Raw genomic sequence first — 24,118 nt, forward strand, 5'->3', positions numbered from 1 at the left:
AGAAAAACAACCATCAAAAAAACAACCAAGGAATGACATGGAATACCTCGCATTGCTCGCTCAATACCAAAATCTTCAAGAAAATATCGCTCATATTCTGTTTGATCACGATCCCATGGGGATCGCTCATTTAGGCCAGAGCGACGCATATCAACCAGAAGCAGAAGCGCTTATCCCTTTATTGACCTCACTACAAAGTAAAGAGGAGCTAGCTGCTGTGATTTATCAGGTTTTCTGTGATTGGTTTGAGCCGGCGATTGTCCCTTTGGTCGACTCAGCGATAATGCAGCAGATAGCGGATGCAATTTGGTTGTTTTGGCAGCAACAAGCGGCCAACTGATATGGCCATATGAGATTGGCTCGTGCTGCATTTCATTCGGCATCTATAATCGCAGCATGATGGTGTATGAACAGGCGAGTGAAAGGATATCGTCTTGAATAAAAAGGCTTCGCCGCGATTCCTTGTCTATATTTCAATCCATAAGATGAGGCTCGTGTTGGCAGATATTCGATGAGCTTCATTTAATCAATTTCGCAGCTATCCATGGGCGAGTAGCAATGATCAGCATAAGGAACATGATATGAAAAAGGGTTTTTTTCTACTTTGTTGTATATCTATGACAGCGCAAGCCGATTCTGTTGCTGTACGCACAGGTCCACATATTAAATATTCCGATAATCATCAACTCATTATTGTGTCCCCCCCTGAAGTGATGTTAACGCAGGGGAAAATGCTAAAGCTTGAGCGCTACCAACCGATTCCAATTGACCCGAGTTACAGCGTCACCTATCAGTTGTTTGATGATGGGACACATAAAGAGCAGTGGCGCATTGAAGTGCAGGGCGATGAATATCCGGTACATTTATCCAATGATGGTCAATACCTGATCACGGCTGGCGGCTGGGCATCTGGTTGCGGTGCCAATCAATATCCTGCGGTGGCGTTTTTTAAAAATGGCCAATTGCTCAAACGCTATGCAGTAGAAGATCTGATTGAAAATAAAAATAGTGTTGAATGCACGGCAAGCCACTATATTTGGCGGTCCAGGGACCACAGCTATCCGCAAATTTCCAATAACGTATATGCTTTGAAAACCATTGAAAATCGCGTGATCCGCTTTGATATAACCACAGGGAAAATACTCAACGCGATATCAGCAAAAGATAACCGTTACCAGTAAAGTTAACTAGAGAGTCGATTGCACTGCTTAACATTTGTGTAGCATCTCGCAATTCATTAGTTTTCATCTCTTGTTATTAAATCGGTTCTTAAGAAAGTGCGCGGCTTATCTACTTTTTTATATATGTATTGATTGTATGATTTTTATATAGATCATCATGTTAGATGACTAGTACGTCTTGCTCTGTATCTCTCGACTGAAATGATCAACGGAATAAGGAGTCACTATGGATTTAATCGATAAACTGCATGAACTTTCGAGTCGTATTCAACGTCAGAAAGCCTCAGTTCAGACTGAAGAAGCAGCAAAAACAGCATTTGTACTACCTTTTTTGCAGGCATTGGGATATGACGTTTTTAATCCTTCGGAGGTGATTCCTGAATTAAATGCAGATCATGGCGTCAAGAAAGGCGAAAAAGTGGATTATGCGATTAAGTTAGATGGAAAAATTGTTATTCTGATTGAGTGTAAGCCTGTTGGCGCAGAGTTAGAGAAAAAGCATGCTGCTCAACTTTACCGCTATTTTTCAGTGACTGAATCGCGCTTTGGCGTCCTAACTGATGGGATTCGCTATCTGTTTTACAGTGATCTTGAAAAAGATAATTGCATGGATGACCGACCTTTTTTCGAATTTAATTTACTTCAATTTGGTGAAAATGAAGTCGAAGAGCTTAAAAAATTCAATAAAAATTCGTTCGATCTCGACACCATCATCAGCACGGCGAGTAACTTAAAATATCATAAAGCGCTTGTATCTGAGATTCGCGCTGAGTTCGAACAACCATCAGAAGATATGGTCAAGCTCTTAACAAGTCGAGTCTACAATGGACGTATCACTCAACAGGTAAAAGAACAGTTTAGTGAATTAACCTTAAAAGCAATGAAAGATTATGTGCGTGCTCGGGTCAATGAGCGACTTAAATCTGCGCTTGATACTGATCTAGTTGAACAACACGCTGTAGAGATAAATACTGACTCGGAAGATATCGCGGTAGCAGAAAGTCCTGATTCGTCAGGTATAGAAACAACTTCAGATGAATTGGAGGGTTTTCGAATTGTACGAGCGATTGGTGCAGAGTTTGTCGATCCAGAGCGGATCGTTATGCGTGATGCTAAGAGCTACTGTGCCATTTTGCTAGATGATAACAATCGAAAACCAATCTGCCGTCTGCATTTTGGTAAGACTAAGATGTCAGTAACCATTTTTGCATTAAATAATGAAACAAAGGTCGAAATTGAGAAGGTAACTCAAATTTATCAGTTCCGATCATTAATTCAAGATGCAATTCATCAGTACGAGCAAAAAGAAGAATTTGCATAATAGGGCAGTTAAATATTTCCAGTATAACCTCATGTGATGATCAATCCCTGCGTTTTATGCAGGGATTTGTTTATGGATGGCATATGTTTGAAATAATTTTATTACTCATTGTTGGCGGTTGCGTTCTATTACTCGTTCCCAAAAAGAAAGGCCATCGCATTTCGCGGATTGTTCAACAAGGCGAGCATGATGATGGTAAAAAATTCATTGTCGGCGAATCGAACCCACATTCAGTACCACACACAAAACAGAGTCATCTTGCGACGCCGAATGAGCAAAATTTTCATCAAGCACTTCGCCAAGTACTGCCGCCTGAATATAGTATCCATTGCCAAGTATCTCTGATGGCCTTAGTCAAACCAGTTCATTTTAAAGACAACTCAAAGACCTGGTCTAAGCGCATGGATTTCGTCATCGCTGATGCGGATACTAAAGTGCTCGCAGTCATTGAACTCGATGATTCATCGCATCAAAAACTCAAACGACAAGAGCGAGACCATTATGTTAATCAAGCGCTTGAGGGTCATCATCCCTTAGTGCGTTTTAGTAGCAGGCAATTTTATGACCCAGCATACATCGCCAATGCATTAGAAGGTCAAACAGATATCAAATGCAGTCAGAAGATTGAACTATCTTATAGCTAAGATCGAATGCATCATAAATCGCCCTGATGAACCTCATGTCTAACTTAAATTGGTATTAATCCGACAAAATCTTACTTCTGGTAGGTACTGTATATAATTCAAATTAGAGGATTCTTCATCGGGACTTAATCTCTAAATCAAAGCGCGCATTACAAAGCGTTAAGTTAAATCAGTCACTTAGAGCGCACACAGTGAGAAACTTCGTATTTTACGGAGTTTCGAAGGAATGCAGCGCATGATTACCGATAATTGGCTTTTTCGTTTTTATACCTGTGGTTTATCGGTAGAACAGACAGCTAAACTTTGTTGTCGAAGTGTGAGGACGGTCAAAGAATGGGATGCAGGAAAACCTATTCCTACAGAGCTTAAAAAGTTGATGGCACTCGATTCTGGTCGTGATCTTTCATATTCGCATGTTGATTGGAAGGGATGGCGAATACAGCGTGGTATGCTCATTCTGCCTTGTGGCAGAACGGTGCGACCTGATCAAATTGAACACGCTCTAGATGTTGTGCGGCTTGGTTAATCTTTCTCCCTCACTCTCATGTGGGGGATTTCACGTTTAGTCTTTAGGCATATGAGACCTCGTGAAATACGAATGCTCACTTTTACATTTCAATATCGATGCTATCGCGCCAGTTAGTGATCGAACTCGATGAAATCAATCAAGTTTTGTGGCCTTATGACTCAAATACATCAGTCTGGTTGCAGTACAAAGCGGATATGCAGCCTAATACGATGTTATGTGTATTCGGAGGTTTTATGACAACTAGCAGTAAAGATTATGGTGCAATTCTAGTAGATACTTCTATTTTTGATGCGCATGGTTTAAGGCTTGAGAAAGGATTTTTAGGTAAACTCCATCAGTTTAAAGATAGTGAAATTGAGTATTTATTTCCTGATGTAATAAAGAATGAAGTCCAAAACCATTTGGAAAAGAAGGTAAAAGTATCTCGAAGTGCGTTAGAGAAAGCGCTCAATGATGCAGGTGACCACCTGTTTTTTGATGGCAGTGAATTAAATGATGCCAAATCTCTACTAATAGACAGCAAAGAAATTGAAGGTATTGCAAAAAGTAGAGTTGACAACTTTATTTCTAACTCTGGTGCATTGGTTTTAGAATGTGGCGAGTATGTGTCAGTTTCTGATTTGCTGCAGAAGTATTTTAAAAACGAATCCCCATTTGCTGCCACGGGCAAGAAGAAAAATGAGTTTCCTGATGCCATTATTTTAATGGCAGTCGATGCTTGGGCTGAAGAACATGGAATAGAAGTTTTGGCTGTAGCTAAAGATGGTGATTGGGAAAATTATTGTAAAGATTCTGAATACATTGACTACACGGAAGATTTTTCTGATGCCCTGAGTAAGTTCAACAAAGCCACAGCTCCATTTGCATTTTTGTCCACTTTGATTGAAGCGTGTGATAATCATGAAGCTGGTGAATTCATGGAAAAGATTCGTGAAAGAGTATCGGCATACTTTGATGGTTTTACTCCCGACCAAGAGGCGGATTCATTTTTATATTGGGAGCCAGAAGGGTGTAATGGGTGGTTAAGTGACTTTGAGCTAGCTGACTCAAATTTCAAAATCGTAGACCACGACGAGGATTATATAGTTTTAGAAGTTAGCGCAAATATCACTATTGAAGCCGAAGGTGAATTTTCATTTTCTCAATACGATTCAATAGATCGTGATTACGTATACCTAGGTGGGGTAACAGCAACTGCTGAGGAAGAGTTTACATCAGAGATTCTAATAACAATCACTGGTGATTTAACTGGAGAGTTATCTGAATTGGATATTGATGATGTTGAAGTTGTTGACCCAATTAAATCCATCGACTTTGGAACAATTGAACCAGACTATGGTGATTACGATTAAATACACATAACAAACGCTTTAAGAGGGACACCCAACGCATGGCATTTTTTCTATGCGTTGGTTATTGTGATTGCGGTGTTAGGTGAAAACCATGTTAAATAAAGAACGCACACTAGAGGTGGTGAACAATGAAGTCTGAATGGTTTGATCCCCATAAAAGTTTTTTAAGCCTTAGAATAGTTTGGGTGACGGTTTTTATTTTGTCGGTCATATCTATTTCAAGTTCTTCTATAATCGTAGTTTACTCTGATCTTGAAATAGATTTATCATACTCTGGATTTAATTACTTTATTACAGTGTTTAAGTTCCCATTAGCTATAGCTGCACTAATTATACCGATTGTGGCTTTGTTGGCGGCTAATCATCGTTCTGAGCAAACTAAAGAGCAAATTAGGGTAACTAATTCTCAAAATGTTTTTTCAAACTACTATAAGCATATTGAAGAATTTACTAAGTATTTGGAAGGCCGAGTTGATAAAAGTGTTGATTTGAGGTTCGCCCATAACAACCTTTACCCTAACGCTTCTCACGGCGACTACAATATTTCATCAAAAGTTATCGCGTTACTTTCAGCGCTAGATAATGTGACCTTAGATGCTCTTAAGTGCTACCCGACTGATATACACAAGCCATTAGATGCTGATTTGATGAATAAATATTATGGCATAATCAATAAAATTTACACTTTTCTCTATAGAAATGAAGACGACTTTCAAAAGCATATAACTTATGCAATGCCAGCTGACCATGGTGGCAGTTACCTTTTTAGAACTAAATCACTTATTCTGCATTCACTTGTTGCTGTCAAAAATATAGAAGAGGCGTGTAAATTCTCAATTGAATACATTAGTCCAGTTAAGTTTTTGCATTTTAATGCAGATGAACTCAGAAAAGTATATGTGTATAAAAAGCCGGAAACCCAAAGGACATTAGCAGTTCAGGATCAAACTAAAGAGCAAACTTTTGAGGAAGCTAACGATAAATTTATTGAATTTTTGAAAAATAATGTAGTTAGTGCTGAGTGCGTTAATTAGAACGATTCGAAGGCGGTAGAAATCATCAATGAATGGATACCGTAGAAAGATCACAATGCAGTGAAAAAGCATTTAGAACATCACGAGCCGAAAGCTCGCTTGGTCTGACAGGAAGGGGGATTGAGCATGAATTGTAGTCATGTGACGCCGTCACGAATTGTGAGCGAAGAAGGTATGCAGCTATCGCGGTGATAGCTGCGCTATCAGGCTTGGTATGGTTCGCGCGCTCACCATGGCCACTGAACTCGTTAGATGAGTGGCATTCGCTCAACATAAATTAGTACAGTCAAATCTCGCGTTGTCGCAGACTCGGATTCAGAGCTAAACAGCACACCAAGCAAAGGGATATCACCCAAAATCGGCGTGCTGTGATCTGCTTGCTTGTTATCCGTAGAAACAAGGCCACCCAATGCAACGGTTGAACCAGAGCGCATTTGCAGCTTGGTTTCAATTGAACGCTCGCTGGTGACAATGTCACTGGCTTCTACAGACTTATCAACGCTGCTCAGCTGCTGCTCAACACTTAGCGTGATCACATCATTTCGACCGACGAAGGGTTTCACCGTCAGGAACAGGCCAACGGGTAGGCGTTCAATGGTCTGAAATGGTTTATCGATACCTTCACCATCAGTGCTATAGCTTCCCGTTAGAATTGGGACTTCTTGACCAACTGAAATCTTGCCTTCAAAGCCATGCTGAATCAGCAATTCAGGCTTTGAGACAATCTTGACCTTTGAATTTCCCTCAAGCCATTTCACAACCGCTTTAAAATCACTGGCCGTATTGATGAACGAGAAACCATCGGAAGGCGAAAGCGCAACGCCAGTGCCATCAAACCCCACAGATGCAGCACCTGCGCTGAGCTGAAAATCAACGGTCAATTCACTAAGGCTGGTATCAACCGTTTCAATGATGACGGCGCGCACGAGAATTTGAGGAATTGGATCGTCAATGCTCTCAATGATCTGTTTTACATCTGCATGCATGGAAGATGGCGCGGTAATCATCAAAGCGCGGCCACCAATCACAGGGAATACATCGGTCAAACCCGACAAACCATAGCGGTTTTCATAGCGTGCAAGGGCATTGGCTAAGGGCTCAACTAGCTCATTACCATCAATATGATTGAGGCTATAGGTGCGGGTAATGATTTTATCTTCAGGGCGAATCTTGTTCTTTGGATATACCCGAATCACTTTCTTGGTTTCGACATAGTAGAGACCATGCGCGCGAATCACTGAAAACCACACATCACGAAAGTTGCTGCTGTTCTCGGGTTGAAAGACCTTCACAGAGCCATCAATCGACGGGTCTGCGACGATCGTTTTGCCAAAGACATTGGAAGCCACAATAAAGAACTGGTCGAGGCTTTTTCCTGTCATGTTCACACGCACTTCATCGGCTATTACTGAGCAAGACAAGAACGCAAGAATGATGAAGATCCTTTTCATTATTTACCTCCGGTAGAAATCACTTGGCCGCCAACGCGTTCAAAGTCTGAATCTAATTTCTGAGCGAATGGGTCAAAGAGGCCGCCACGGGCAATGGTGCGACAGTTCTCTAGCTCAAGATGGGTATAGGTGCCTTGTTGGGTGTAACAAGCGCACTTGGTTTGGGAATCGATACACACTAAATCGGGATAGTTAAGCGGCTCTTTGGTGAGCTCGTCATAGATGGGTGCAGACCAAGGCAGCACAGCAAAACGCGCTTGATAGCGCTCGATATATTGCAAGCGATCGTCAGGCTTGGAGTCTTGGCTAACAGCACTTGTTTGAACGCTCGGTTGCTCAACTTGCTGCGCTGTATCTTGACCGCCTTCAGTAAAGCGGGCATATAGCTTTGAGCCACTATAGGCAATAAGCGACAAGCCAAATGCACCGAGCATCAGCATTTTCCGTGTTTTGGCGGTGAGTTTGAATTTGTGGGTGTGCTTGATGGAGCTTAGATACACACCAAAGAAATGTTTGTTCAGTTGCTTTGAGTCAGAGCCAACCGCTTTTAATGCGGCATCATTCTCGGCGGCAATGAATTTGTTGGCTGAAAATCGCTTAACATTGGAGCCAGTGACAGGCTCGAAGTGGACAAAGCGACCCATGCGGCGACGAAGAAAAACGTCACAATCACCAAAGTTTTGAGAGACATAATAGAGATCCCATCCTTTGTGCCGGTGCTCAGCTACTTCCTCAACGGCTTGAGGAATCTTGGCGCCAGCGGCGCGAGTCGGCCAGATATTTTGCACCTCATCAATCATGATGAGGGATTCATGCGGCAGCTCAAACCACTTGTTTGCATCGTCGAAACGATTCCAATGCAAGTTCAAATGCTTGCACTGCTCAAAGGTGAGTGCGGCTTCATCAACACCTAAGACGGCAATGCACTCGTCGAGTTTCTTGAGATGCTCACGGGTATAGCAGCGGCGAACCCAATAGAGCCAAAGCTCCATGGGCTCGAATTTCTCATATTCGCTTTGCAGATAGGGGAAATCATCTAACTCAGCGAATCGGTCTTGGTCATGCACCTTTTTCAGCACACGAAGCAGGGCGCTGTTACCTCGGTTTTTAAGGAAATAGACCCCGTAAAACCATCCGGTAAATGAGCGGCACATTTCGTAATCGAGCAACAGCACAGGAATGCCGTGATAGAAGACTTGGCGGCCTGCATAGTCACCATTGCTACAGATATCGACCACACAATTGAGTGTTTTGCCGCTCCCTGGCAATCCAGAATATCCAAATAACATGAATTAGGCTTCCATATAACCAGTGCCGGGCTTTCTCCATACAGGGTGATAACGCTTACCTGCACCTTTACGATTGATCCAACCTTTAATCATCGCACCCCAAAAGATGCCACTAATCACGATATTAATAACGACATCTAAGCCGAGCATTTGTGCAATTGCAGCCACATCGGCGGGAATACCTGACATATTGGCTTGAACGTAAGAAACAAGCTTATCGGTCATCGCAAACATGCCAACAGACAGAGCAACCGTGAAACCAAGTGATACAGCTGCGTGAACGACTAAGGAGCGAATCAGACCCGCGCCAACAAGTGAGCCGATAAAACCAACGAGAAGTGGAGGCATGATTTAAGTCCTTATGCAGTTACGGCGCGGCCAACAATCAAAATTGCCGGCAGCCAACCAAATATCAGGATGAAAATAGGGCGGATGCTTGTCGCGATATGACAAACAGGGGCGTAATCAATGGTGTATGACGCGCCAGAAAGGCCAATCGTTTTCGGCGCAGGACAACCGCCAGCGCCAAGCTTTACACCAGCGCCGTTTAAATACTTGGGGTCAAGATTGGAAAGGTCATGCTCTTCACCCATGGCCTCGCCATCAATTTGGTCATAAGGCGTACTTTCAAGCATGGCGTCAATGCTTCCGCGCAAAGCCGCTAGCTCAGGTGAAATACAGGAATTTTCATACATGAGTTTGAGTTGAGCGCAGGCTACAGGGTCTTCTTCTGAATCACATGAAAACTCAACATCACAAGAGCCAGATGAACCACCACCAGAAGGTGGCTCAGTGCCGCCGTCAATCTTATCGCCAAGGCTATCGATAGCCGCAGTAATGGCATCACCTTGTTGGCTTACTGCATTCGCTACCGTCACCGCGCCATCCACAACAGCGCCATGCATACGGTCATGCTGGGCGACTGACAGTGATGTTTCACGGTCTGAAATACCTTTTGCCTGTTTCATTTGGTCATGCAGCAGGTCATTGGTTGTTTCGGTTAAATCATTATTTTTATGCTGCGCATCCAAACTCTTTTTAGCATTTGCATTGAAATCTTTATGCAGCGCATTCAGCGCTTCATTGATATCGCGATTGAGCCCAAGAATGGTATTGATGATATCTGTTGAAGTGGAATCCTCACCAGATGGCTTATCAGGGTCAACATCTGGCGATGGTGGCGTTCCTGTCTCTGGCGTGTCTGGGTCAGGCGTAGGCGCAGGCTTGTCAGGGTCAGGCAGTGGGTCAGGGTCTGGTGATGGCGTTGGAGGTGTTGGCGTACTTTGACACGTAGCACCTGTATATTTTGAATCATAAGAACCAGCTGTATCCGGTGTGTCCCACAAGCCACCACTAGGAACAACCTCACAACCCGCGACACATAAATCAGGAATAGATCCTGTATTTGGCCAAAAGCGGCCGCCAGCACTTGTCCCTGCTAACGCCTTGCATGCCTCTGGATTCGGTTTGTCAGGGTCGGGATTTGGGTCGGGGTTTTCACCGCTACATTCTGTCGATGGATAAACAGGCTCTTGGCCTTCAGGACAGTTGCTATAATATGTCCAACGTTTTATAACAACCAAACGGCCGCTATTATCCTCACCCTGAACACAATATGTTCTTCCTCCGTAGCCATCGGGTGGCGTAGCTGCATTTGCCAGCGCTTCAATGTGATATGGCGGTTTGGCATATTCAGGATTATATGTATAAGCCTCTTGAGTTAACGACTCAACATCACAAGCCACATTATTGTGATTGTAATAAGTCACACTAAATGGACCACTCCATTCGGCAGAAAATGACGAACATGAAAAAGTAAAAAAGAATAAAAAAATAAGCTTACGCATAGCATCCAGCCCTCACGTAAACATGATGAAAAATGAAATTACAATGACGATGATGATGAAGGTATCGAGAGTCATAAAAGGTAACGCCGCCAAGTGAAGGCTTGGCGGCGTTCTCCATTACGCAGCGCGTTTCATGTAGCGGAACACGGCGACGACAATACACAAGCCGACCATAGCCCAGCCAATCGATGTAATATCGGCTTGGCCTGCATCAACACCAGCAAGCGCGGTGGTTGCATCAGTTGCCGCAGCCATTGCGTGACCACCAACTACAGCCAGAGAAGCTGCACCAAATTTCACTACTTTTTTGAAGTTTTTCATAACGTATTTCCTTTTACATTTCAGGTTAAGACCACGGCACCCATTTGAGCAGGATGCGAAAAATGAACGCCGTGACGAATAGTTCTATGACGGGGTACTTCACTGCATTGAAGTCTTCGAGCGTCATATAACCTTTGGCTTGTTCAAGCGTCATCCAAATGAGCTCGCCTTGGCATTGGCCGTTGGCAATTTCACCGATACACGTTTGAACAAATTGGGCTGGCATGGGTTAAGCCTTGGCCTTGATTTCAGGCAATTTAAACAGGGTGATGTTGGTGCCTGATTGGTGCTGGCCACGACCATCAACAAAGCTGTAGTCACGGGTAGCAAGGCAAAAATCTTGTTGTTTACCCAGCATGCTTTCAAAGGCTTTGCCGTTTTGGGCTTCTTGCCAAAGCTCAGCGGATACTTTGACTTTCACAACCTGCGAGGGCTTGGTGGTCAGCAAGTTCAGTTCACCACTAACCGTGATTTCACCGTTGTCACGATTGGTGAATGTGCGCTGTTGAATGTCATCAATGTCTGCAATTTGTGCTTGTACGATCATCTTTCAGTTCCTTTGCTATGTTCGGGGTTCATAAGGGGAGTTATTGACACAAGTCCAAGGCTCCCGATTCTGGGGACCCGCAAAGCGGGTCTCCCCAGAATTCGGGAGGCGCACCATAGATTTCACCGGAATACATCCAAGCTGGCTTCATGGCTGGAACATCTAATAGAAAAGCGATTTCATCTTGCATGCGCTCGAATTCTTCTTGCTGCATCAAGTGGTATTCCAATTCTTCTTCAAGGGTTTCAAAGACAGTTTTTACACCGCCCATGATGGCGCGAACGCCACGGATGAAGGCTTTCTTGTTGGCAAATTTCCAGTTGGCAAAGCGCGTAGGGAGACGTTTACCAAGCATGGTGATACCGACGATTTGCGCGGCCATCTCATCGCCATAACGGGTTTGACGAACAAGGCCGTCAAGGTCGAGGCGCTTGAAGTAAAGAGGGCGCGCAGCAATATCTTTGCGGCTGACAAATACGCCACCACAGGCCATCACAAAGGTTTTGAAATCACCCTCATCAGCGGCGCGGCGAACGGTCTCAAGTGCAAAGTGTTCTTCTTTGGTAAATCCGTTTTGAATGAGCAACGCGTCATCCTCTTTGAATTCATTGCGAAAGCGGCGAAGCTCGCGCCATGCGGTGATGCTGGGACCACCAATAAATTGAAACTGGCGAATGCCATTGAGACGCGCAAAAGCCACCACAGATGCTGCTGCATCTTTACCGCTTTTATCTGTGACACGGTCACTTTCAATGTGTGCGCCGTCGATGTTCTTACTCAGGTACTTGGCGACATAGCCAACGGCTGAGCCGCGTTTGCGTTTGAAATCGATTCGCACTGATTTGAAGCGATACTTGCGAGCGCCTTTTTCCGTTGGGCTGTCTTGCAAGGCATAACGGCGAAGCAGACTTGTCACTGTCTTTTGATGCTCGGCGCGCATGAAATAAAGCATGTGATGATGCGGTGTGCCGTCATGGTGCGGCTCAACGATACGCATGCCATAGATTTTGATATCCAGCTTGCTTAGCTCACGGCCAAAGTTCTTATGAACGCCCATCAAATGCTCATGCGTATCCAGCACGGATGGTTTACCTGCTTCGAGCCAATTGGGGTTTACATCATCGCCACGGTAAACATGAAAGCGACTTGGCGCGGTCACGGTATAAAACATCGCAACATGGCCTGACTCTTTGGCGATTTCTTCAAAGGCGCGCAGGCGTACAAACATTTCGGCGCGGCGAATGGTTGGATTGGAAACGGACTTGGCCGCCAGTTCATAAAGCGTGAACCAAGTGGATGGGTCATCTTCTTTGTAAAGCACAGTGTTGGTGAGAGCGCGCTCAGAATCGACTGAGCGCGCCTTGATTTGCTCAAGGCCGAACGCCGAGCAGTAGGGGGACTGTGCTTTGTTAATCAGTTGAAGGTCACGGGCAACCGACTCAACGCGAGCCAAGTAAACGCGGCGAATTTGGCGGCGCAGCCAATCTTCGCAGCAAGCTCTATTGATAAGCGGCTCAAGTGGTATGTCATTTTGTGGGGTTGGAAATGACAAACCAAGGTCAGCAAGAAGTGACTGCACCTTGAGGAACTTGGCTTGAACATCTGGAATGCGAGCCGTTGCCAGGCGATGTGCGCGTGCTTTTGCCTTGGCTAAATCACGAATCTCATGGGCATCAAGCGTATAGTTCAAGTTGTTTTCGCGTAGGCGGTCGTGCGCATCTTGAATTTGCCGCATCGCAGCATGGAAACCTTGGCGCTCAGCGATGCTCTCAAATGCTGAAACCATATGAGGGCCAAAGTCACGACAGCGACGCGTGAGCGAATAGAGATTTTTACGCCAATTGGTTAGGCGTGTTTTGTGATTGTTTGATAGCGTGATGCCATTAATCTGGTCATTGAGTGCATCAGAGCGTTGCTGCGATGCGCTTAGTGAGCAGTTGCGGAAAGAATCCGACATGTGGTGGTCAGCAAAACCACCAAGACCCAATTCATCATAAGCGTTGCCAGTGTGGGCAATGGCCGCTTGATACTCAGCTTTGCTTAGAACTGCGTGAGCATTTAGCGCTGGCACGAAATGAGCCGAATAGCTTTGGCCAGTGGCTGAATCGATGCATTGGGTGAGCTGGCTCATTTGGATTGTTCCATATACGCTTGCATTGCAAGATGAACGCGGCGAGTAATTATTGGATTGCTCAAGGATATAAAAAACGCGATCTTAATCTCAGGCCACGTAGGGGCGCCCACCAAATCTGCATCAGTGATACCATGAATTGCAGTGGCCTCAGCGGATACAGTCTGAGAAGGTTTCACCAAGGTGTCTAAAAGAACATGGCCAGATTCTGAAATAATGCTGATTTCAATGATTTCAGCATTGTCGTCTAAACCTGTGGTTTCAGTGTCGAGGTAAATGTTCATGAGAGTGCCTTGATGAAATGCGAATATTCGCAATCCTAGATGCGGATTTCCGCAATTACAAGATGCGAAAATTCGCAATCAATCCGCTAAAATCAGAAAAAACAGGAGGCTTTCATGTACCAAAGTAAGCTGTTAGATGCCTACAAAAAGGCTCAAAACTACATACAAGACAAGCAAATCGCACATGATTTGAACGTAGATGCATCTCGAGTTAGTGAAATGCGCAAAGGTAAACGCTATATCTCTGATTCTGAGGCACTTTTTCTTGCTGATGGTGCAGGCATTGACCCACAGCTTGCGTTGCTCGGTTGTCATGCTGATCGTAACGATAACCCGCACATCAAAGGGCTATGGGAAAGCATTGCAAAAAAGTGGAATAGCCAAGGATTACAAGCGCTCGCGGTAGTTTTTGGCGCTGGCACCCTGACCTATATTGAGTTCGCATTACATAGATTATGTTAAATTAAGTATTCTATGAATAAGGGAGAACCTAGTTGTTCTCCCTTTTCTTTTGGTTTTTCAGCGCATTACCAGATTTTCTATTTAACCGATTATTTACCATAAAATAGATAATTGCCACTTTATATTCGTCATATCTCATCTTTGCTCGAGGCGCGCATCGTGCTCAGCTGATGATACAACGAACATAAGATGTCAAATTGACATGGCTCGATGTTTTTTAAACATCAAACTAGCAATGGTTTTCTGCTTTAATCCTTTAAATTCAATGAATTAATATTTGGCATGTTTCATGCTCTTTATGGCTATCGACATAAATCATGAAAGAAAAATACGTTGGAATTGCGTATTTGAATATCGTCAACGAGGGTTATATGGGAATTAGTTTCGCAGAGCCAGAGCGCCTTACATTAATATTTGATGCAGACAATCGCCAAGAATGGCAAAACACCTCTGCTATTTTAGAACAGCTATCACTGTGTCATTCTGACATCATTGCTGATATTGGTGCTGGCACGGGTTATTTTAGTCAGCTTTTTTCTGAGCAAGCCCATAAGGTCTATGCCATTGACCGCGAGCCGAACATGGTGACTTATCTTCAAAATCGATTCGATGCCGCTGAGACAATGGCTGAGGTGGTTCCTATCCTTTCAACCGACGAAAATCCACACCTGCCTGATGATGCCAATGTGATTTTTATCGCCAATACCTATCGCTTTGTGCATCAGCGCCCTACTTTTCTTACTGCGCTAAAAGCGCAATCCATGGAAAATGCGCGTTATATGATTGTCGATTTTAAGGGAAGTCATGCCAGAGTGAGCCCAGAACAAGCTTGCGAAGAAGTTGAGCATGCAGGTTTTAGAATCACGCATTTTGATCGCATAACTTGCCCCGACCATTATATTTTGCAATTTACGCGCTAACCTTTTCGCATCCATTCCGCATCAATGAAAAAGCCACCCGAAGGTGGCTTTTTGCGTAGCTGTGCTGTCGTCATTAGAAATCAATGAAATCAAACGCAACTTCTGGATTCACATCGGCGTCGTAATCAATACCGTCGATACCAAAACCGAAGAGTTTGATAAATTCAGCTTTGTAGTTTTCATAATCAGTCAATGATTTAAGATTTTCATCGGTGATTTGCGGCCATAGATCGCGGCAATGCTGCTGAATATCATCACGCAGTTCCCAATCATCGAGGCGAAGACGGTTTTTCTCATCCACTTCTGCTGCAGAGCCATCAGCTTTGTACAAACGCTCTGCAAACATGCGATATGCTTGCTCGATACAACCTTCGTGAACGCCCTCTTCGCGCATTTTCTTAAAGACCATGGCGATATAAAGTGGCATCACAGGGATTGCTGAACTTGCTTGCGTTACAACACTTTTCAGTACTGCGACATTTGCGCCGCCGCCGATGGCAGAAAGACGAGTGTTGAGCTCTTCTGCTGCGCGATCCAAGTCCATTTTTGCTTTACCAAGCGCGCCATCCCAGTAGATTGGCCAAGTGAGCTCAGTACCGATATAGCTGTAAGCGACAGTGCGACAACCTTCTGCCAGTACGCCAGCATCAGCCAGTGCATTGATCCAAAGTTCCCAATCTTGGCCGCCCATCACAGTGACAGTATCTGCAATTTCTTGCGCTGTCGCTGGCTCAATGCTGGCTTCGATAATGGTGTCTTTATTGGTATCAACCGCAGTTGATGTGTAGGTTTGGCCAATTGGTTTTAGGCTTGAGCGAATGAGTTCGCCAGATTCTGGCATCTTACGCACTGGAGAAGCGAGTGAGTAAACCACCATGTCGATTTGACCGAGATCTTCTTTAATCAATTCGATGGTTTTTGCTTTTGCATCATGCGAGAAAGCGTCACCATTAAGACTTTTTGCATAAAGGCCAGCTTCGTGCGCTAGCTTGTCAAAAGCCGCAGCATTGTAAAAACCAGCCGTACCAGGTTTTTTCTCAGTCCCTGATTTTTCAAAGAACACGCCAATGGTTGCTGCATCACCAGCAAATGCTGCGGTAATGCGTGATGCCAAGCCGTAGCCGCTTGAAGAGCCGATCACCAACACACGTTTCGGCGCATTAGCGATTTTGCCTTTGGCGAGAGTGTAATCAATTTGTTCGCGAACATTGTGTTCACAGCCCACAGGATGAGTCGTTGTGCAGATAAAGCCACGAATACGAGGTTTGATGATCATAATTTTGGGTTCTTAGTCTTAAATAACATTGGCCGTAGGATAAAAGGTTCATTCGACCTTGGCGACTCTTTTTCTAGAAAAAAGCGAGTGGTTGGAGCTGTTTAGCGATCCTTTTGCCACTTTTCGCTTAAATTTTCATAGCCAGTCGCAAATCCCTAACGCTTTTTATCGCTCTGTGCGGATGCGCTGGCATCGGCATGTATGTTTTTTTGGTCAAGTAGCTGTTTGATTAAAGCCAGCTTGCCTTTAATCACGCGTCCACGTACGTATAAATACCAATCTGACGGCGCCCCACTGTCATTTTTGATGACAAAACCATTATGACGCTCTTCCAAGCTTTGCGCTCGCTCAGTCGGTTTCTCTTTCCCCTCGACCACATTGGGCTCGACGAAAATATTGAGCTCAACCCACCAGTCGATGCAGCTTTTAATCTGTGTCAAACGCCCAGTTATGACACGGTTGTTTAAACGGGCTCGCCATGTGGGCGCATCTTCAGAAAGGCGCTCAACAAGGTAACCGCGGTATAGCGTACTTCTCATTTTCATGGGCATACCAATGTTTTTTATCTTTTTGATTTAATTATTTTATTTACATTTCATCACTTACATTCACATCCATGATCGAGTTCGCACTTTACTGTTTTTTCTATCAATAAAATATACGAAACGCCGTTATCTTAAAGAGGTTAGCAATGTCTAACTTTTTATAATAACTATATCTCAAGAGGCTCATATGAATTGGTTAAACCAAGTCAGCTTTAAGTATAAGCTCGCATTCCCTGTTACGATTATCGTACTCGCATTTTCTCTTCTTATCTCGCAGGTCTTTTTTGTTGCCAACGAACAAGCGAAAACTAACACTATTTTACGCGAACATGTGCAACCAGTGTTAGATGATTTAGAAGATGCCTACCGCGATATGTATCAGCTAATGAATGCCGGCATGGGGCTTGCGCTTGCCAGCGCAGAAAACGAGGAAGGCATCAAGCTGCATACCTTTAATTTTTATGATAATGCAGATAAAGCCGGTCCACGCGTCGCGACTGTATACAAACTAATTGATAGTGGATTTTTAGATGGGTCACTACGTCCAGAAGTCGACTTACTCGCACGTGAACTGAAAAGTTGGCGTGACCGTTACGAATTTATGGTGAAAAATCCAGCGCAGGCCGCTGATTATTATCGCCAGAACGAAATTGCACTCGAAACGACTTTTGAAGCGATTCGTGAACAGCTTAAAGTGATTCGCAAAGCAATTGAGAAAAATCGCGCCGCGATGACCGATAAAGTAGAAGCGCATGCCGCCCGCACCAACCAAATGCTCCTTTGGGGAACGCTTGTGGTGATTCTACTTTCTGCTGCCATGACTTGGGTGCTAGTGAAAATGCTACTCAACCCAATGCATCGCTTAACCGGTACCTTGCAAGAGATTGCTGCGGGTGATGGCGACCTCACCTCACGCGTTGAAGTACTTGGTAATGATGAAATTGCCAAATTAGGCGGCGCATTTAACACCTTTGCCGACAAAATCCACAACACGGTGAGTCGCGTGATTGCAGCATCGCATCGTGTTCGTACTGGCGCTGAAGAGTTAACGGCGCTAAATCGTCAAATCCTCAGTGCAAGTCAGTCACAGCAAGATCAAAGTGATCAAATCGCTACGGCGATTAACGAGCTTAGTGCAACCACACATACGGTGAGTGAAAATGCCAATGATGCATCGGTAGCGACGCAAGATATCTACACCCAAGCTGACCACGTACAAGCGACGCTGAACGATGCCATGGGCGCGATGACTCAGCTTGTGGCAGAGATTCAAAACTCAAGCGATATTGTCAGCACACTTGAGCAAAATGTGGAAAGCATTGCCTCGATTCTTGATGTGATCCGTGGCATTGCTGAGCAAACCAACCTACTTGCCCTCAACGCTGCTATTGAAGCTGCGCGCGCGGGTGAACAAGGTCGTGGCTTTGCTGTGGTTGCGGATGAAGTACGTTCACTTGCAAGTAAAACACAAGCAAGTACGGGTGAAATTCAGCATATGATTGAGCAGCTGCAAAGCACCGCGAAGCAATCAGTCAGCGCGATGCAAACCAGCTCAAGTGTGGGTAATCGCACTGTGGAGCATGCGCAGCAAACCAATACTTCACTAGAAGCGATGAATACCGCGATTGCCGTGATTAATGAAATGAACGATCACATGGCAACTGCGGCCAATGAGCAAAATCATGTCACCACGGATTTGAACCGCAATATTCAATCCATTGTAGATAGCTGTAACCAGACCTTAGCGCATATTCAAAATGCGCAAAGCGCTTGTCAATCACTGGCCAATGAAAGCGGTGAGCTGGATCAGTTGATGTCGCAGTTTAAGGTTTAAACTGTCAGTAATATTGTCAGATGCACAGACACAATGAACGCCTCTTTTGAGGCGTTTTTTGTGTCTACTAAACAGTGTTTAGTCGCAAATCTGATTGTTGTATTGAAGAACTATTAATGACTCATCCAAACAAGTTAGTTATAGTGCATTAGAGTTAATGAATGAGTGATATACGCGATGGCAAAACAAGTACAGATCACCACAGACAGCCCAGCTTTATTCGCACTATTTACCCGGCCTCTTGAGGATTTAGCACCGCTGCAAACCCTCACGCAGGGTGAATATGCCAAAAATTCTTTGCTAGCGATGCGCAAGGATTGGAATCACTTTGTCGAATATTGCCAGCTCAATTCGCGCTGTCCGCTTCCTGCGGAGCCCAATACCGTAAAACTATTTCTGCTGCAGATGAGCCAAGCGCGTAAGTTTGCTTCACTGCGGCGCTACAGCTTAACCATCGCCCGCGTACATCGATACTTAGGGCAAATCGACCCTGTGGCACATCGCGAAGTTCACTACACCCTGCAATCACTGCGTGGCGACAAAAAAGATGACGCAACACAGGCGCGCCCTTTTCACGCCAAGCACCTCAAAGCGCTCTATCGACAATTAGGCGAAAGCGAACTGGTTAAAGATCAGCGCGATTTGGCGATTTGGGCGGTAATGTTTGAAACGCTGCTGAAAAGAAGCGAGCTTTGCGAACTCACCTGCGCCAATTTGGCTGAAGATGACGACGGCACCTTGTTTATTGAAATTGATCAGCACTATTTGCCCCTCACCCAAGAAACCAGAGCGCAACTCGAGTACTGGCTCGCCTTAGCCGGTATCAGTGATGGCCTGCTCTTTCGTAGCATCGACAGGCATAGCAATGTGGCGCAAAGCCCCATGGATCACTCCTCCATTTATCGCGTGTTTCGCCGCGCGAGTCAGCTACTGGGCTTTGATCACAAAAATCCATTTTCAGGGCAATCTTCGCGCGTTGGTGCCACCCAAGCACTGGCTAAAACAGGCTTAAATCTCGATCAGATCCAGAAAATTGGACGTTGGAAGAGCGCAGCAATGCCCGCGCAATATTTGGGTAAAAAAGTGAAAAGTGAGCGTGAAAAAGCGAAATTTAAGCGACAAAAGGACTTGAATTAAGCGAAAGATTTCACTTGTTAAGTGGGATTGAGTGGATAAATATTTGGACAAGGCGGTTTTCAAGGATGCTTTCTGACTAAAAGTATCACAAAAAAAATTGAAAATGCAGTCTTGCGAAAACGTTTTCGCGCACTAGAATAATGAAAAACGGGACGCCCCAAAAAGCGCCCCGTTTTTTTTGTGTCCAAAATACGTTAAGGAAAAGAGATGCGTATTGAACAAGACTTAAAACTCGGTTTTAAAGATGTGCTGTTTCGCCCAAAACGCTCAACCCTAAAAAGCCGGTCCCAAGTGGAATTAACCCGCGAGTTTACATTCAAGCATAGTGGTCGTCAATGGTCTGGCGTGCCTGTCATTGCCGCCAACATGGACTCCGTGGGCAGTTTTGACATGGCTTTAGCTTTGGCGAAACACCAGATGCTGACTGCAATCCACAAACACTACACCGTCGAACAATGGCAATCTTTTGTGACCGCCCATCCAGAAGCCTGCCCCTATGTAATGGTGTCAACTGGCACATCGGATGCTGATTTTGAAAAAACCAAAGCGATTTTGGCACTGAACCCAGATCTTCTGTTTATCTGCATCGATATCGCCAACGGCTACTCTGAGCATTTAGTACAATATGTGCAACGCGTACGCGCCGCCTTCCCAGACAAAGTGATCAGTGCTGGTAACGTTGTTACTGGTGATATGGTTGAAGAGCTGATCCTTGCTGGCGCAGATATCGTCAAAGTGGGTATCGGCCCTGGCTCTGTGTGTACCACGCGCGTTAAAACTGGCGTCGGTTATCCGCAGCTTTCAGCCATTATTGAATGCGCAGATGCCGCTCATGGTCTAGGTGGTCGCATCATCGGTGATGGCGGCTGTACTTGCCCAGGCGATGTGGCTAAAGCATTTGGCGGCGGCGCTGATTTCGTGATGCTTGGCGGCATGCTGGCAGGCCATGAAGAAAGCGGCGGCGAAGTCATCGAAAAAGATGGCAAACTCTGGATGAAATTCTACGGCATGTCATCACAATCAGCCATGGACAAACACTCAGGCGGCGTTGCCCAATACCGCGCAGCTGAAGGTAAAACCGTGCTACTACCTTTCCGTGGTCCTGTTGAACTCAGCGTGCAAGATATCCTTGGCGGCGTACGCTCAACCTGTACCTATGTGGGCGCAGCACAGCTCAAAGAGCTGACCAAACGCACCACCTTTATCCGCGTACAAGAGCAAGAAAACCAAGTTTTTGGTCGCGAGTAATTCGGTTAGACCACGATAACAAAAGGGAGCTCGCTGCTCCCTTTTCTCAATGCGTCACTCATTAATGGATAGTTGGCTGTGCACTTCACACCGAAAACACGAGCAAACCTCTTCTAGCATTCAGCGTAGCCGACGACTAACGCACAACTTGTTGCGAACATCAAATACCTAAATCGAGTGATAATTTATACTATCCAGCGCCGTTCCAACGGACTGTCGCCTATTTGTCGGGTTACTGTCGTTACCGACAGCGCGCGAATTGCTTATGGTAAGTGCAAATCACACAGGGAAAGAAAATGCTCATACGTAAACTTCGATTGCAGCGCGGTTGGTCGCAGGATCAACTCGCGACATTTTGTGATGTTAGCGTCCGTACCATTCAGCGCATTGAACGCGGCGAAAAGCCTGGATTAGATACATGCAATGCACTAGCTGCTGTTTTCGAAATTGACGTTGAGCAATTACAGCAGGAGATTGCCATGCACCATTACATAAATAACGATACGACGACACCGAAGCACACAAATGAAACTCGTCACGACACTGATCGTAGTGCCAGTAAAGAAGAACTAGAAATGCGCGAGGAAGTGCGAAAGCTTAAAAAGTTTTACGCTAAAGTGCTCTGTTATCTTGCCGTGATGACACTCCTTTTAATCATAAATTTAATCACAGACCCTAGTTATTTATGGGTCGTATGGCCAGCCTTAGGTTGGGGTATTGGAATTGTCTGTTATGGCATCAGCACCTACCGAATCTTCGATTTTTTCGGTGACGAATGGGAAAAGAAACAAGTTGAAAAACGGCTGAAACGTAAGCTTTAGACAGTGTCGTTTTGCCTTGAATAGGATTGCTGAATTGTCCTTCCTTCGCTTTCCTTACTTTATGATGCTGCCAGTGAAAGTAAGGAAAGTCAGATCAAAAGAAGTGCAGAATAGATGTCAAATAATCATTACATTTGCGCTTGTCTATTATTTTCGATCACCCTCAATCACCGCTACCCTAAATGATAAATCGGCGTAAAGTCGAAAGACCATTTCAAATTCTGAGTGACCCATGAAGACAAAACTCTTGGCAGCGCTCCTTGCCTCCTGCTTTGCTTATTCAGCCAATGCGTGTACCGGCATTTCATTAAACACCACCGACAACGACTATATTCAAGCCCGCACCATTGAATGGGGCGAAAATAATCTCAATAGCAAATTAGTTATCTCCCCTCGCAACTATCGCTATGCCAGTACCCTGCCAAATCAAAAGCAAGGATTAAGCTGGCAATCTAAATATGGCTTTGTGGGTATTTCAGTCAGTGACGATCGATTTATTGCAGAAGGGGTCAATGAACAAGGCTTGTCCGCTGGGCTTTTCTATTTTAAAAACTATGGCGATTTAGCCAAATTTGATCCAAAAGACAGCGCCAACAACATCACGGATATGGACTTTGTCCGTTGGATGCTTAGCCAATATGCAACGGTCGATGAAGTCAAATCAGCGCTCAATAGCATTAAAATCGTCAATGTTTATATCGATAAGAAAGGCAATCCATCCCCCACAGCGCACTGGCGCGTGTCAGACAAACAGGGACATAGCGTGATCATTGAGATCACCCATGGCGGGCAAATTCATTTCTATGACAATGTCGCCAAAGTCCTCACCAATGCGCCAGATTATCCATGGCAGCTCACCAACCTAAATAATTACGTTAACCTCACCCCAGGTATCGCGCAAAACCAAAGTATCAATGGTGTGAATACATTCTCCTTTGGCGTTGGCTCTGGCGCTTTGGGACTACCAGGTGATATCACCCCACCGTCTCGCTTTGTGCGCGCAGCGTTCTATGTCAATTCCGCACCCAAATTGCCTACGGCAAAAGCGGCTGTATCACAGGCATTTCATATCCTGAATAACTTTGATATTCCCATCGGTAGCGAGTTTAACAACAAAGCCCATATTCCAAATTTACCCAGCGCCACCCAATGGACCTCAGTCATCGATCAAACGCATGGCATGCTGTACTACACCACTATGTTTGATAATCGTATTAAGTCCATCAATCTGCATAAAATCGATTTTCATCAGTCACGTGAAAAGACCTATCCACTTGATGATCATCGATTCCATACCATGGATGTCACACCAAAATAGCCCATGGCTAACCAACAAAAAGACGTGCAATGCACGTCTTTTTTGTTACGGACTATATGAGCGGCTCACAACTGCTCAGCGGCTCTATATCATCACAGCGAATTTTAGGCTTCGTCTGTTTTCAATAAGGACTCATGGGAAAACTGCTGGCGTGTCACCCAACCCCATTTGGGATCTTGGTATTGGTCTTCCCGATAATTTTGCTGGGTATAATCGCCAATCACCTCGCGCCAAAAGCGTACCGCGTGATCGGCCCCTGCCACTTGCTTGATCTCCCATGCACCTTGCAAGGATGCAAAAATCTGCTGAATAAACTGTTTGCCGAGCTGATTTTGTCGAAAATAAGGGACGATATAAAAATCGCACACCTCAAAATGTCCAACAGCCTCCTGCGCAATGGCGGTCAAACCCGCAGGCACACCCTCATGATAAAGCAGGTAGCCTGTGACATCACCGCCAAGCTCGGTATCTAGAGGAAAGCGCCCCGCTGCATCCGGCTTTTTTTGCATGATCTTTGAAAATTCAGCTTCATAGGCCTGCGCAAGGTTATGGTAGATTACGAGCCGCTCTTGGGTGACTTTGATAATTTGCATAGCGCACCTTTAATCATCTATTTATCAATAGAG

At 44.9% G+C, this 24,118-nt stretch carries 26 protein-coding genes; 14 read left to right on the top strand and 12 right to left on the bottom strand.

The genetic code is table 11. The features are described from left to right. Nucleotides 1–37 precede the first annotated feature (37 nt). The 7 genes from L9P36_RS14895 to L9P36_RS14930 all read left to right on the top strand — a co-directional run bounded on the left by L9P36_RS14895 (nt 38) and on the right by L9P36_RS14930 (nt 6,061). Nucleotides 38–340 carry a hypothetical protein gene (locus L9P36_RS14895; protein ID WP_237468320.1) on the top strand — a complete coding sequence of 101 codons (303 nt, stop codon included), beginning with the start codon at nt 38–40 and terminating at the stop codon, nt 338–340. Between the two features lie 241 nt (nt 341–581). After that, nucleotides 582–1,181: a hypothetical protein gene (locus L9P36_RS14900; RefSeq protein WP_237468321.1), complete on the top strand. Its 600-nt coding sequence runs from the start codon at nt 582–584 to the stop codon at nt 1,179–1,181. A gap of 226 nt (nt 1,182–1,407) precedes the next feature. Then, a complete protein-coding gene (locus L9P36_RS14905; protein ID WP_237468323.1) occupies nt 1,408–2,502 on the top strand; it encodes a type I restriction endonuclease in 1,095 nt (364 codons plus the stop codon). Between the two features lie 83 nt (nt 2,503–2,585). After that, nucleotides 2,586–3,146, top strand: a complete 561-nt coding sequence (locus L9P36_RS14910) for a DUF2726 domain-containing protein (protein ID WP_237468324.1) — start codon at nt 2,586–2,588, stop codon at nt 3,144–3,146. Nucleotides 3,147–3,381: 235 nt separating this feature from the next. Next, nucleotides 3,382–3,672 (top strand): DUF3653 domain-containing protein, encoded by a 291-nt coding sequence (locus L9P36_RS14915; RefSeq protein WP_237468326.1) that lies wholly within the window; start codon nt 3,382–3,384, stop codon nt 3,670–3,672. A gap of 236 nt (nt 3,673–3,908) precedes the next feature. Continuing rightward, nucleotides 3,909–5,027, top strand: coding sequence for a PIN domain-containing protein (locus L9P36_RS14920; RefSeq protein WP_237468328.1), 1,119 nt, complete (start codon nt 3,909–3,911; stop codon nt 5,025–5,027). Between the two features lie 128 nt (nt 5,028–5,155). Continuing rightward, on the top strand, nt 5,156–6,061 hold the full coding sequence (locus tag L9P36_RS14930; protein WP_237468329.1) for a hypothetical protein: 906 nt from the start codon (nt 5,156–5,158) through the stop codon (nt 6,059–6,061). 248 nt (nt 6,062–6,309) lie between these two features. On the opposite strand, the gene L9P36_RS14935 is transcribed toward L9P36_RS14930, so the two are convergent. The 9 genes from L9P36_RS14935 to L9P36_RS14975 all read right to left on the bottom strand — a co-directional run bounded on the left by L9P36_RS14935 (nt 6,310) and on the right by L9P36_RS14975 (nt 13,931). After that, nucleotides 6,310–7,512, bottom strand: coding sequence for a secretin GspD/PilQ domain-containing protein (locus L9P36_RS14935; RefSeq protein WP_237468331.1), 1,203 nt, complete (start codon nt 7,510–7,512; stop codon nt 6,310–6,312). Then, nucleotides 7,512–8,801, bottom strand: a complete 1,290-nt coding sequence (locus L9P36_RS14940; RefSeq protein WP_237468339.1) for a zonular occludens toxin domain-containing protein — start codon at nt 8,799–8,801, stop codon at nt 7,512–7,514. The genes L9P36_RS14935 and L9P36_RS14940 overlap by 1 nt, the downstream gene beginning before the upstream one ends. 3 nt (nt 8,802–8,804) lie before the next feature. Next, nucleotides 8,805–9,149 carry a DUF2523 domain-containing protein gene (locus L9P36_RS14945; RefSeq protein WP_237468341.1) on the bottom strand — a complete coding sequence of 115 codons (345 nt, stop codon included), beginning with the start codon at nt 9,147–9,149 and terminating at the stop codon, nt 8,805–8,807. Between the two features lie 11 nt (nt 9,150–9,160). Continuing rightward, complete coding sequence (locus L9P36_RS14950; protein ID WP_237468343.1) at nt 9,161–10,570, bottom strand: virulence factor TspB C-terminal domain-related protein; 1,410 nt, start codon at nt 10,568–10,570, stop codon at nt 9,161–9,163. A 195-nt stretch (nt 10,571–10,765) separates the two neighbouring features. Next, a complete protein-coding gene (locus tag L9P36_RS14955; protein WP_237468345.1) occupies nt 10,766–10,969 on the bottom strand; it encodes a major capsid protein in 204 nt (67 codons plus the stop codon). A 25-nt stretch (nt 10,970–10,994) separates the two neighbouring features. Continuing rightward, complete coding sequence (locus L9P36_RS14960; RefSeq protein WP_237468347.1) at nt 10,995–11,195, bottom strand: hypothetical protein; 201 nt, start codon at nt 11,193–11,195, stop codon at nt 10,995–10,997. 3 nt (nt 11,196–11,198) lie between these two features. Beyond that, the gene (locus L9P36_RS14965) at nt 11,199–11,516 is read right to left on the bottom strand and encodes a hypothetical protein (protein WP_237468349.1); all 318 of its coding nucleotides are present in this window, start codon (nt 11,514–11,516) and stop codon (nt 11,199–11,201) included. 40 nt (nt 11,517–11,556) lie between these two features. Next, a complete protein-coding gene (locus tag L9P36_RS14970) occupies nt 11,557–13,647 on the bottom strand; it encodes a replication endonuclease (RefSeq protein ID WP_237468351.1) in 2,091 nt (696 codons plus the stop codon). Beyond that, on the bottom strand, nt 13,644–13,931 hold the full coding sequence (locus tag L9P36_RS14975; RefSeq protein ID WP_237468353.1) for a 3'-5' exonuclease: 288 nt from the start codon (nt 13,929–13,931) through the stop codon (nt 13,644–13,646). The genes L9P36_RS14970 and L9P36_RS14975 overlap by 4 nt, the downstream gene beginning before the upstream one ends. Before the next feature lie 114 nt (nt 13,932–14,045). On the opposite strand from L9P36_RS14975, the gene L9P36_RS14980 reads away from it, so the two are divergent. Both L9P36_RS14980 and L9P36_RS14985 read left to right on the top strand, forming a co-directional pair. Then, nucleotides 14,046–14,393 carry a DUF3693 domain-containing protein gene (locus L9P36_RS14980; protein WP_237468355.1) on the top strand — a complete coding sequence of 116 codons (348 nt, stop codon included), beginning with the start codon at nt 14,046–14,048 and terminating at the stop codon, nt 14,391–14,393. Nucleotides 14,394–14,764: 371 nt separating this feature from the next. Further along, complete coding sequence (locus L9P36_RS14985) at nt 14,765–15,313, top strand: class I SAM-dependent methyltransferase (RefSeq protein ID WP_237468357.1); 549 nt, start codon at nt 14,765–14,767, stop codon at nt 15,311–15,313. A 73-nt stretch (nt 15,314–15,386) separates the two neighbouring features. Here L9P36_RS14985 and fabV read toward each other — a convergent pair whose 3' ends face one another. Both fabV and L9P36_RS14995 read right to left on the bottom strand, forming a co-directional pair. Further along, nucleotides 15,387–16,589 carry an enoyl-ACP reductase FabV gene (gene fabV / locus L9P36_RS14990; RefSeq protein ID WP_237468359.1) on the bottom strand — a complete coding sequence of 401 codons (1,203 nt, stop codon included), beginning with the start codon at nt 16,587–16,589 and terminating at the stop codon, nt 15,387–15,389. Nucleotides 16,590–16,744: 155 nt separating this feature from the next. After that, entirely contained in the window at nt 16,745–17,134 is a 390-nt protein-coding gene (locus tag L9P36_RS14995; RefSeq protein ID WP_237468360.1) for a DUF3319 domain-containing protein, read from the bottom strand. 187 nt (nt 17,135–17,321) lie between these two features. Between L9P36_RS14995 and L9P36_RS15000 the strand changes: the two genes are divergently transcribed. The 5 genes from L9P36_RS15000 to L9P36_RS15020 all read left to right on the top strand — a co-directional run bounded on the left by L9P36_RS15000 (nt 17,322) and on the right by L9P36_RS15020 (nt 23,492). Further along, nucleotides 17,322–18,968 carry a methyl-accepting chemotaxis protein gene (locus tag L9P36_RS15000; RefSeq protein ID WP_237468362.1) on the top strand — a complete coding sequence of 549 codons (1,647 nt, stop codon included), beginning with the start codon at nt 17,322–17,324 and terminating at the stop codon, nt 18,966–18,968. A 177-nt stretch (nt 18,969–19,145) separates the two neighbouring features. After that, nucleotides 19,146–20,105 (top strand): tyrosine-type recombinase/integrase, encoded by a 960-nt coding sequence (locus tag L9P36_RS15005; protein ID WP_237468363.1) that lies wholly within the window; start codon nt 19,146–19,148, stop codon nt 20,103–20,105. 207 nt (nt 20,106–20,312) lie between these two features. Then, a complete protein-coding gene (locus L9P36_RS15010) occupies nt 20,313–21,353 on the top strand; it encodes a GMP reductase (RefSeq protein WP_237468364.1) in 1,041 nt (346 codons plus the stop codon). 296 nt (nt 21,354–21,649) lie between these two features. After that, the gene (locus L9P36_RS15015) at nt 21,650–22,174 is read left to right on the top strand and encodes a 2TM domain-containing protein (protein WP_237468366.1); all 525 of its coding nucleotides are present in this window, start codon (nt 21,650–21,652) and stop codon (nt 22,172–22,174) included. A gap of 232 nt (nt 22,175–22,406) precedes the next feature. Then, on the top strand, nt 22,407–23,492 hold the full coding sequence (locus tag L9P36_RS15020; RefSeq protein WP_237468368.1) for a linear amide C-N hydrolase: 1,086 nt from the start codon (nt 22,407–22,409) through the stop codon (nt 23,490–23,492). 104 nt (nt 23,493–23,596) lie between these two features. On the opposite strand, the gene L9P36_RS15025 is transcribed toward L9P36_RS15020, so the two are convergent. After that, a complete protein-coding gene (locus L9P36_RS15025) occupies nt 23,597–24,085 on the bottom strand; it encodes a GNAT family N-acetyltransferase (RefSeq protein WP_237468369.1) in 489 nt (162 codons plus the stop codon). Between the last annotated feature and the right edge of the window lie 33 nt (nt 24,086–24,118).

This window comes from Vibrio stylophorae (genome assembly GCF_921293875.1).
In the GTDB taxonomy this organism is placed as follows: domain Bacteria; phylum Pseudomonadota; class Gammaproteobacteria; order Enterobacterales; family Vibrionaceae; genus Vibrio_A; species Vibrio_A stylophorae.

Bases quoted from the DNA above. Each gene is read 5' to 3' on its own strand.
- L9P36_RS14910 (WP_237468324.1), top strand. From the start codon at position 2,586: ATGTTTGAAATAATTTTATTACTCATTGTTGGCGGTTGCGTTCTATTA.
- L9P36_RS14920 (WP_237468328.1), top strand. From the start codon at position 3,909: ATGACAACTAGCAGTAAAGATTATGGTGCAATTCTAGTAGATACTTCT.
- L9P36_RS14975 (WP_237468353.1), bottom strand. From the start codon at position 13,931: ATGAACATTTACCTCGACACTGAAACCACAGGTTTAGACGACAATGCT.
- L9P36_RS15010 (WP_237468364.1), top strand. From the start codon at position 20,313: ATGCGTATTGAACAAGACTTAAAACTCGGTTTTAAAGATGTGCTGTTT.
- L9P36_RS14935 (WP_237468331.1), bottom strand. From the start codon at position 7,512: ATGAAAAGGATCTTCATCATTCTTGCGTTCTTGTCTTGCTCAGTAATA.
- L9P36_RS14985 (WP_237468357.1), top strand. From the start codon at position 14,765: ATGGGAATTAGTTTCGCAGAGCCAGAGCGCCTTACATTAATATTTGAT.
- L9P36_RS14965 (WP_237468349.1), bottom strand. From the start codon at position 11,516: ATGATCGTACAAGCACAAATTGCAGACATTGATGACATTCAACAGCGC.
- L9P36_RS14960 (WP_237468347.1), bottom strand. From the start codon at position 11,195: ATGCCAGCCCAATTTGTTCAAACGTGTATCGGTGAAATTGCCAACGGC.
- L9P36_RS15025 (WP_237468369.1), bottom strand. From the start codon at position 24,085: ATGCAAATTATCAAAGTCACCCAAGAGCGGCTCGTAATCTACCATAAC.
- L9P36_RS15000 (WP_237468362.1), top strand. From the start codon at position 17,322: ATGAATTGGTTAAACCAAGTCAGCTTTAAGTATAAGCTCGCATTCCCT.
- L9P36_RS14915 (WP_237468326.1), top strand. From the start codon at position 3,382: ATGATTACCGATAATTGGCTTTTTCGTTTTTATACCTGTGGTTTATCG.
- L9P36_RS15015 (WP_237468366.1), top strand. From the start codon at position 21,650: ATGCTCATACGTAAACTTCGATTGCAGCGCGGTTGGTCGCAGGATCAA.
- L9P36_RS14955 (WP_237468345.1), bottom strand. From the start codon at position 10,969: ATGAAAAACTTCAAAAAAGTAGTGAAATTTGGTGCAGCTTCTCTGGCT.
- L9P36_RS14995 (WP_237468360.1), bottom strand. From the start codon at position 17,134: ATGAAAATGAGAAGTACGCTATACCGCGGTTACCTTGTTGAGCGCCTT.
- L9P36_RS14940 (WP_237468339.1), bottom strand. From the start codon at position 8,801: ATGTTATTTGGATATTCTGGATTGCCAGGGAGCGGCAAAACACTCAAT.
- L9P36_RS15020 (WP_237468368.1), top strand. From the start codon at position 22,407: ATGAAGACAAAACTCTTGGCAGCGCTCCTTGCCTCCTGCTTTGCTTAT.
- L9P36_RS14945 (WP_237468341.1), bottom strand. From the start codon at position 9,149: ATGCCTCCACTTCTCGTTGGTTTTATCGGCTCACTTGTTGGCGCGGGT.
- L9P36_RS14970 (WP_237468351.1), bottom strand. From the start codon at position 13,647: ATGAGCCAGCTCACCCAATGCATCGATTCAGCCACTGGCCAAAGCTAT.
- L9P36_RS14980 (WP_237468355.1), top strand. From the start codon at position 14,046: ATGTACCAAAGTAAGCTGTTAGATGCCTACAAAAAGGCTCAAAACTAC.
- L9P36_RS14900 (WP_237468321.1), top strand. From the start codon at position 582: ATGAAAAAGGGTTTTTTTCTACTTTGTTGTATATCTATGACAGCGCAA.
- L9P36_RS14905 (WP_237468323.1), top strand. From the start codon at position 1,408: ATGGATTTAATCGATAAACTGCATGAACTTTCGAGTCGTATTCAACGT.
- L9P36_RS15005 (WP_237468363.1), top strand. From the start codon at position 19,146: ATGGCAAAACAAGTACAGATCACCACAGACAGCCCAGCTTTATTCGCA.
- L9P36_RS14895 (WP_237468320.1), top strand. From the start codon at position 38: ATGGAATACCTCGCATTGCTCGCTCAATACCAAAATCTTCAAGAAAAT.
- fabV (WP_237468359.1), bottom strand. From the start codon at position 16,589: ATGATCATCAAACCTCGTATTCGTGGCTTTATCTGCACAACGACTCAT.
- L9P36_RS14930 (WP_237468329.1), top strand. From the start codon at position 5,156: ATGAAGTCTGAATGGTTTGATCCCCATAAAAGTTTTTTAAGCCTTAGA.